At 62.2% G+C, this 7,559-nt stretch carries 9 protein-coding genes; 7 read left to right on the top strand and 2 right to left on the bottom strand.

Annotated elements, in window-relative coordinates:
- Window positions 1-157: 157 nt before the first annotated feature.
- Window positions 158-1,132, bottom strand: a complete 975-nt coding sequence (locus tag NKG95_RS33725) for an alpha/beta hydrolase (RefSeq protein WP_353043812.1) — start codon at window positions 1,130-1,132, stop codon at window positions 158-160.
- 8 nt (window positions 1,133-1,140) lie between these two features.
- The gene (locus NKG95_RS33720; protein WP_352908399.1) at window positions 1,141-1,962 is read right to left on the bottom strand and encodes an SDR family oxidoreductase; all 822 of its coding nucleotides are present in this window, start codon (window positions 1,960-1,962) and stop codon (window positions 1,141-1,143) included.
- 215 nt (window positions 1,963-2,177) lie between these two features.
- On the opposite strand from NKG95_RS33720, the gene NKG95_RS33715 reads away from it, so the two are divergent.
- The 7 genes from NKG95_RS33715 (at window position 2,178) to NKG95_RS33685 (ending at window position 7,522) form a co-directional block, all read left to right on the top strand.
- Window positions 2,178-3,212: a cysteine synthase A gene (locus tag NKG95_RS33715; protein WP_023717544.1), complete on the top strand. Its 1,035-nt coding sequence runs from the start codon at window positions 2,178-2,180 to the stop codon at window positions 3,210-3,212.
- Complete coding sequence (locus NKG95_RS33710; protein ID WP_353043811.1) at window positions 3,212-3,955, top strand: alanyl-tRNA editing protein; 744 nt, start codon at window positions 3,212-3,214, stop codon at window positions 3,953-3,955. The genes NKG95_RS33715 and NKG95_RS33710 overlap by 1 nt, the downstream gene beginning before the upstream one ends.
- Before the next feature lie 35 nt (window positions 3,956-3,990).
- Window positions 3,991-4,848, top strand: coding sequence for a 3-mercaptopyruvate sulfurtransferase (gene sseA / locus NKG95_RS33705; RefSeq protein ID WP_023717546.1), 858 nt, complete (start codon window positions 3,991-3,993; stop codon window positions 4,846-4,848).
- Entirely contained in the window at window positions 4,848-5,411 is a 564-nt protein-coding gene (locus NKG95_RS33700) for a GNAT family N-acetyltransferase (RefSeq protein WP_023717547.1), read from the top strand. The genes sseA and NKG95_RS33700 overlap by 1 nt, the downstream gene beginning before the upstream one ends.
- 86 nt (window positions 5,412-5,497) lie before the next feature.
- Window positions 5,498-6,055, top strand: coding sequence for an OmpA family protein (locus NKG95_RS33695; protein ID WP_352789938.1), 558 nt, complete (start codon window positions 5,498-5,500; stop codon window positions 6,053-6,055).
- Between the two features lie 116 nt (window positions 6,056-6,171).
- Window positions 6,172-6,978, top strand: a complete 807-nt coding sequence (gene dapB, locus NKG95_RS33690; protein ID WP_023717549.1) for a 4-hydroxy-tetrahydrodipicolinate reductase — start codon at window positions 6,172-6,174, stop codon at window positions 6,976-6,978.
- Between the two features lie 76 nt (window positions 6,979-7,054).
- Window positions 7,055-7,522: a DUF1203 domain-containing protein gene (locus NKG95_RS33685; RefSeq protein WP_352482525.1), complete on the top strand. Its 468-nt coding sequence runs from the start codon at window positions 7,055-7,057 to the stop codon at window positions 7,520-7,522.
- The last annotated feature ends 37 nt before the right edge of the window (window positions 7,523-7,559 follow it).

Below are 7,559 nucleotides of genomic sequence, written 5' to 3'. Positions count from 1 at the left end.
GGCAAAAAAAACGCGCCGTTTGGTGTTTATGGGGCGGGCAGGGGGGGCCTATTAGCCTGCCCTTTTTGCGGTGGGAAATGTTTGGTTTGTTAACACACTTTTTAAATGGGCGCCGGTTGTGATGCTCCGGTCGCCCTTTTGCTTTGAGGCCTTTGGTTTACTTCACCACCGCCTCGACCCACACGACAATCCGCTGCGCCATGAAAGCCGTGGTCGATGGCGACAGCGCGTCACCCGCAATGACGTGGTTGTCGGGGTCGCCGGTATCGTCGACCGGCACCAATTCATGTGCGGCGCCCCAGCGAGCCGCGATTTCGCGCGTGCGATCTGGTTGTACCACCTTGTCCGAATCTGAAAAGATGGACAGGGCAGGGATGGACGTCTTCTCCACCGGCGCGCCGTAGGCAAGCTCTGTCAGCGCCGCCATCGGCAATGTCGCGGCGATCGGGTAGCGGTAGGTCCAGAACCTTTCATGCAGAGCGTTGCGCGGCACGAAGCCACGCTCCTTGCCGGCGACGAGCTCGGCGATCTGTCTGCCCCACGGTAGGGTCAGCAATTCGGCGCCGGAAGCCTTGACGCCGAAATTCGGCGAGATGAATGCGATCGCCGCGACGCTGTTCGATGCGCTTGGCTGCGTCGCAGCCCACGCCGCCAGCGAGCCGCCGGTCGAGGTGCCTATGACGATCACCTTGTCGCCGATCGCCCGGCCGATGGCGAGCGCTTCCTCGTAGTCGTTGATCCAGGCGCTGACGCTGCCTTGCGTCATCGCGGCGCCGTCCTGCCCATGTCCCGTCAGGCGCGTGTAGAAAAGATTGGCGTCAAGCTGGTCGGCCACCTCATCGGGCAGTGGACGAACCTCGCCCTTCGACGCAGAAAAACCGTGGATGTAAACGATCGCGAATGGCGTCTTGGCATGGACCATCGGGTCGGCCCAGATGATTTCCTTGTCCAGCCCGTCGCGGATGCCGGGCACGGCCGCCTCCCGGCGCGCCAGATAGGCCTGCGGATCGTCGCCGATTACTGAGGGATCGAAACGGATTGTGGTTTCGACGAGGACGCGCGGACCAAGCGCCAAGGCCAGGACAAGGATGAGGACAAGACCCAGCACCGCAAACATGATCCGTCGCCCCATCACGGATCCTATTCGACCGGTGGCTTGCGGTCGAAATTCAGCGGCCGCGCATTCCAGCGGGTGACCGTGCTGATCACCCATCGGCAGAACGGCCTTGGCAGTATTCTGAGCAGCTTCAGTGTCCAGCTCAGGCGGCGTGGGAAAGTGACTTCGAAGCCGCCACATTCGATGCCTCGCGCGATGCGGCGCGAGGCCAGATTGACCGGCATCAAGCCCGGCATCGGCAGGAAGTTCTTCTCGGTCAGCCGCGTGTCGACAAAGCCCGGATTCATCACCTGGATGCGGACGTTCATCTTGTCGAAATCGTATTTCAGCGACTCGGCCAAGATATTGACTGCCGCCTTGGTGCCGCCATAGGCGGCGGTGGTGGGCCAGCCGAAATAGGCGGTGACCGAACCGATCAGCACGACATGGCCGCGCGAGCGCACGCGCATGCGTTCGATGACGGGCAGCAGGCCATTGATGATGCCGAAATAATTGACTTCGAAAGACCGACGAAAATTGCGCGCGACAAGATCCTCGCCCGGCGTTGCGATATAGCTTCCCGCGTTGAACACTGCCAACACGATCGGACCGAGATCTTTCTCGATCGTTGCAACCGTCTTTGCCATGCGTTTTTCGTCGGTCACGTCGCAGGGAAAGGCTACGACACGGCCCGCCATCTGCGCCGTTTCGACGATGAGCGTATCGATTGGATGGTCATCGGGCGCAGTCACCGCGACGACATAGCCCTGAGCGGCAAGATCCTTGGCCAGCGAACGGCCGATACCGCTGCTGCCGCCCGTAATCCAGGCGACGCCATGCTTCGGATTGGCCCGATAGAGTGTCATGCTGCGCCCCGCCGGCTCTTCTTAGCCTGTGCTCTAGCGGTGAAGAAATCGAATGAAAAGAGTGCTTTTCGGTACATGGTTGAAATGAATGCCGGCCGGGCGCTCCTGGCTGCTGCAATTGCAGTGTGCGAAATGCGACTGGACCAGGCAAATTCTTGCCTTGAAACCGAAGCGTCGGGTTTCTAGGGTTTCGCCGCACCCACAAAGGAATCTCCATGCCCCGTTCTGTGATCGACGTGATCGGCAACACGCCCCTGATCCGCCTCAACAAGGCCTCGGAAGCAACCGGCTGCGAGATCCTGGGCAAGGCCGAATTCATGAATCCCGGGCAGTCGGTCAAGGACCGCGCCGGCCTGTTCATAATCCGCGATGCGGAACAGCGCGGGCTGCTGCGGCCCGGCGGCGTCATCGTCGAAGGGACGGCCGGAAATACCGGCATCGGATTGACACTGGTTGCCAAGGCGCTCGGCTACCGCACGGTGATCGTCATTCCCGATACCCAGAGCCAGGAGAAGAAGGATACGATCAAACTGCTCGGCGCCGAGCTGATCGAAGTGCCAGCCGTGCCCTACAAGAACCCGAACAACTACGTGAAGCTGTCGGGCCGGCTGGCCGAGCAAATGGCGAAGACCGAGCCGAACGGCGCGATCTGGGCCAACCAGTTCGACAATGTCGCCAACCGCGACGGCCATATCCGCACCACAGCCGAAGAAATCTGGAACCAGACCGGCGGCAAGGTGGATGGTTTCGTGTCGGCGGTCGGTTCCGGCGGCACGCTGGCAGGCGTTGGCTTCGGGCTGAAGGCCAAGAACAGCCAGGTCAAGATCGCACTGGCCGATCCGCTGGGGGCTGCGCTCTATTCCTTCTACACCAGCGGCGAGTTGAAATCCGAGGGCAGTTCGATCACCGAAGGCATCGGGCAGGGGCGGATCACCGCCAACCTCCAAGGCTTTACACCCGATTTTGCCTTCCAGATCCCCGATGAGGACGCACTGCCGATCGTATTCGACTTGATCCAGGAGGAGGGACTTTGCGTTGGCGGCTCGACCGGCATTAACATTGCCGGCGCCATTCGCCTGGCGCGCGAGCTAGGCCCCGGCCAAACCATCGTGACCATGCTTTGCGACTACGGCACGCGCTATCAGTCGAAGCTGTTCAATCCTGAATTCCTGCGCGAAAAGAAGCTGCCGGTGCCGGGCTGGATGGAGCAACGGAGCACGATTTCGGTGCCGTTCGAAAGGGTCGCGTGATGGCGCACAAGACCGAAGCGCTGTTTCGTGACGACGCCTATCTGGGGACGGCCGACGCCACCGTCGTCGCAGTCAACGATCGCGGCGGCATCATTCTGGACCGGACCGTGTTTTACGCCACATCGGGCGGGCAGCCGGGCGACACTGGCAGCCTCGAACGCGCCGACGGCACCGGCATTGCGATTGCCGCTACGATCACCGGCGAAACCAAGGACGAGATCATCCATGTGCCGGCGCCGGAGCAGGCGGTTCCACGGTTGGGCGAGCGGATGAGGCTCGCCATCGACTGGCCGCGGCGGCAGCTGCTGATGCGTATGCACTCGGCCTGCCATCTGCTTACCGTCGTCTGTCCGTTCCCGATCACCGGTGCCGCGGTTTCCGAGGACGACAGCCGTATCGATTTCGACATCCCGGATGCCGGCTTCACCAAGGAAGACGTGACGGCCAGGTTGATGGAACTGGTGCGGGCCGACCACCCGGTCTTCACCCGGCTGATCTCCGACGAGGAGCTGGCATCCAATCCAAGCCTGGTGAAATCCAAGAATGTGCGGCCGCCGGCCGGCACGGGAAAGATCAGGCTGGTCTGCATCGGCGAGAATGCTTCGGTCGACAGCCAGCCTTGCGGCGGTACCCATGTGAGGAGCACCGGCGAAATCGGCGAGATCCATATCGGCAAGATCGAGAAGAAGGGCCGCGAGAACCGGCGCTTCCGCATTCGCTTTGGCCCGATGCCGCCAGCCTGATATAGGACTGGGACAGGCGGGACAGGAGAGAAAAGATGGCCGACGACAGTCCTTTCACCATCGATGCCGATTGGTTGCAGAAGCGGCTCGGCGAGCCTGGGCTGACGATCGTCGACGCGTCCTGGTATCTGCCGGCGCAAAAGCGCGACGCGCGCGCCGAGTATGACGCAGCGCATATTCCAGGCGCCCGCTTCCTCGACCAGGATGCGGTTTCGGACCCCGACGCGGCTCTGCCTCACACGCTGCCGTCGCCGCAGCATTTTGCCCAATATGTCGGCGCGATGGGCATTTCGGCCGACGACACGATTGTTGTCTATGACGGGCCAGGGTTCTTTTCTGCACCGCGCGCCTGGTGGTTGTTTCGCGTTATGGGCGTGTTCCAGGTCTATATACTCGACGGCGGTTTCGATCGTTGGAAAGCCGCCGGACGGCCGGTGACGGCGGAGCCGACGAAGATCGCGCCTTGCGTGTTTTATGCCAACTTCGATGCCGCCCGCGTCGCCAGCCTTGCCGACATGCGCCGGATCGTCGAGACGGGGGAGAGCCAGATCGCCGACGCACGCTCGCCTGGCCGTTTTGCCGGCACCGAGCCGGAGCCGCGCCCCGGCATCCGCTCCGGCCACATGCCGGGCGCGCACAACGTGCCGTTTTCGGCGCTTTCGGAAAACGGCGAATTGCTGCCCAAGGACAGGCTGCGCAAAGTGATCGAGGAGGCCGGCATCGATCTGTCGAAGCCGGTCGTCACCTCCTGCGGTTCGGGGGTCACCGCGGCAGCCATCACGCTGGCCCTGGAGACGCTTGGCCATGCCGAAAACAGGCTTTACGACGGGTCATGGACGGAATGGGGTGGGCTTTCCGACACGCCCGTCGTGACGGGCAAGGACCGACGGTGATGAAAAACGGAGCGCTGGAAGACATCGACGTCACCGTGACGTTTCTCGAAATGCATGTGCCGCCTGCCTATTCGCCGCCGCTGCCGTACAACCGCCAGATCGCGCTGCTCAAGACCAAAGACATTCCGCTGCATTTCTACCGCTATTTGATGGATCGGGTCGGCCGCAAATGGCACTGGGTCAACGTGCTGAGACTGAATGACGAGGAGCTTGCGGCGGGCATCCACCGCGAGGACCGCGACATCAGGGTGCTTTATCTCGACGGCGCGCCGGCCGGCTTCTTCGACCTCAAGCCGCATCTGCCGGAGGAAGTGGAACTCGCTTATTTCGGCATGATGGAGCACGCGACCGGGCAAGGCATTGGCCGCTGGTTCCTCGGTGCGGCAATCGCCGCAGCCTGGGCGCACGGACCCAAGCGGGTGACGGTGCAGACCTGCACCCTTGATCACCCAGCAGCCTTGCCGCTTTATCAAAAACTCGGCTTCACGCCGGTGGCGCAAAAAAAGGAGGTCGTACATCCGATGCCTTTTGCCGAGCGCGCGGCCAGCGTCATGCGGCCCTGATTTTCAGGCTCGTTCATCCAAGCTTCAGCTAGTCTTTGCCATCTTGTCGGCATCACAATGCGGCCGAGGGCCGAAGGAGAAAAGACATGCTGACCCGACGCACATTTGCCGCCGTGCTGGTTGCGGCACTCGCCATGCCGACCCTTGCCGTTGCCCAGGCGACCACGCCTTCGGCCGCCACGATCGAGCGCCAGCTTGAAGCCGCGCCCCGGGTGAAGCTGCGCCCGAATCAGCGCGTCACCATCCGCGAATTCAAGAAGCGGCCGGACTTGCGGCGCATGGCCCGCTCTATCGATATCCAGTCGATCAATTTCGCCTTCGGCTCGGCTGCCATTTCCGAATCGCAATACGCCAAGATCGAGAACATCGCCGATGCACTTCAGCGCATTCTGCGGCGCGATCCGGGTGCCCGCGTGCTGATCGAAGGCCATACCGATGCTGTGGGCTCCTTCCAGTCGAATCAGATTTTGTCCGAACAACGTGCCGCCTCGCTGAAGCGCACCTTGCTGCGTGAATTCGGTGTGCCGGGCTATGCGCTCGAAACCGTCGGCTACGGCGAGGAGTTCCTGCTCGTGCAGACGCAGAATGAGAACTGGCGAAATCGCCGGGTGACGCTGCGCCGCTTCGACGACTTCATCCGTTAAAATGATCTAGCCGTTCAGGGTCTGGATCAATATTCAAAGGCGAGCCCGACTTGAATGAGCCGGGCTCTTTCCATATCGCTGTCGTCTAAAAACCGATGGTGATGGAGGATCGCACGATGGCAATTCGCGTGGTAATGGCCGGCGCGACCGGTTGGGTCGGCAAGGCGCTGGTTCCGGCGATCGGGGCGCAAGGTGACATGGCGCTGGCCGGGGCTGTGTCACGTAGCGGCGCGGGGCAGGATTCCGGCCTGCTGGTTGGCATGCCGGCTAATGGTATCTCCGTTTCGGCCTCGCTGGCCGAGGCGCTGGAGGCGCCGTCGGACGTACTGGTCGACTTCACCAAGCCACATGTCGTGAAAGACCATGTGCTGCTCGCCATCGACAAGGGACGGCACGCTGTGATCGGCACATCGGGACTGGGTGCTGCCGACTATGCCGACATCGACGCCGCGGCGCGCGCCCACGGCGTCGGCGTCGTTGCCGCCGGCAACTTTTCCATCACCGCTACGCTGATGAAGCGGTTTGCACTTATGGCGGCAAAATACGTGCCGGATGTCGAGGTCATCGATTATGCCAGTGCAAAGAAGCCCGACGCGCCCTCCGGTACCGCGCGGGAACTTGCTGAAGCGCTGGCCGACATCCGCAAGGCTTCGACGGCAAAGCCGGTCTCCGAGGTCTCCGGCGTGCCGGCTACACGCGGTGCTGCGGTCGGCGCGGGCGAGGGGGTGCAAGTGCACGCGCTTCGCCTGCCGTCCTACATCCTGTCCTGCGAGGCGTTGTTCGGCCTGCCAGACGAGCGGCTGACCATCCGCCACGATGCCGGCTCGTCCGCGGCGCCTTACGTGGCGGGCACGCTGCTCGCCATCAGGCGGGTACAGCAGATCAAAGGCCTGGTGCGTGGTCTCGACGCGTTGATGGACTGATCCATTTGGCAGGAATCGGGTGGGAAGCTCTGTCTTGCGAGCATAATTTCCGGTCAACGACACCGGAGATTTAGCCATGACGCTAAAATTCAAAGCCTTGCCAACCGATGCGGTTCGCGCGCTTCAGCGCGGCGGACCTGATGCTTATGACCTGAAGCCAGAGCGGCAGATTTCGGACGGCGACGGCGTGCCTTGCCGCCACTGCCTGAAGAATGTTGCTGTGGGAGAAGCCTATCTTGTTCTGGCCTATCGGCCTTTTCCTGAGCTGCAGCCTTATGCCGAAACCGGGCCGATCTTTCTGCATGCGGAAGAATGCGAACGCGCCGCCGAGGGGGAAACGCTTCCCGATATACTCGAAAGCAGCGATTACATCGTGCGCGGCTACGGCAAGGACGACCGCATCGTCTATGGCAGCGGCGGCGTCATTCCGACCGATGCCATCGCGGCACGGGCGGAGACGTTGTTCGAGCGCGACGACATTGCTTACGTCCACATCCGCTCTGCACGCAACAATTGCTATCAGTGTCGGATCGACCGCGTGTAATCGGATCGGCTGCACCGGCTTGAGGCTGTCGTACTCC

The sequence above is a fragment of the Mesorhizobium sp. M1423 genome (assembly GCF_040317575.1).
Lineage (GTDB): Bacteria > Pseudomonadota > Alphaproteobacteria > Rhizobiales > Rhizobiaceae > Mesorhizobium.
This window is presented reverse-complemented; position numbering and strand designations above follow the sequence as displayed.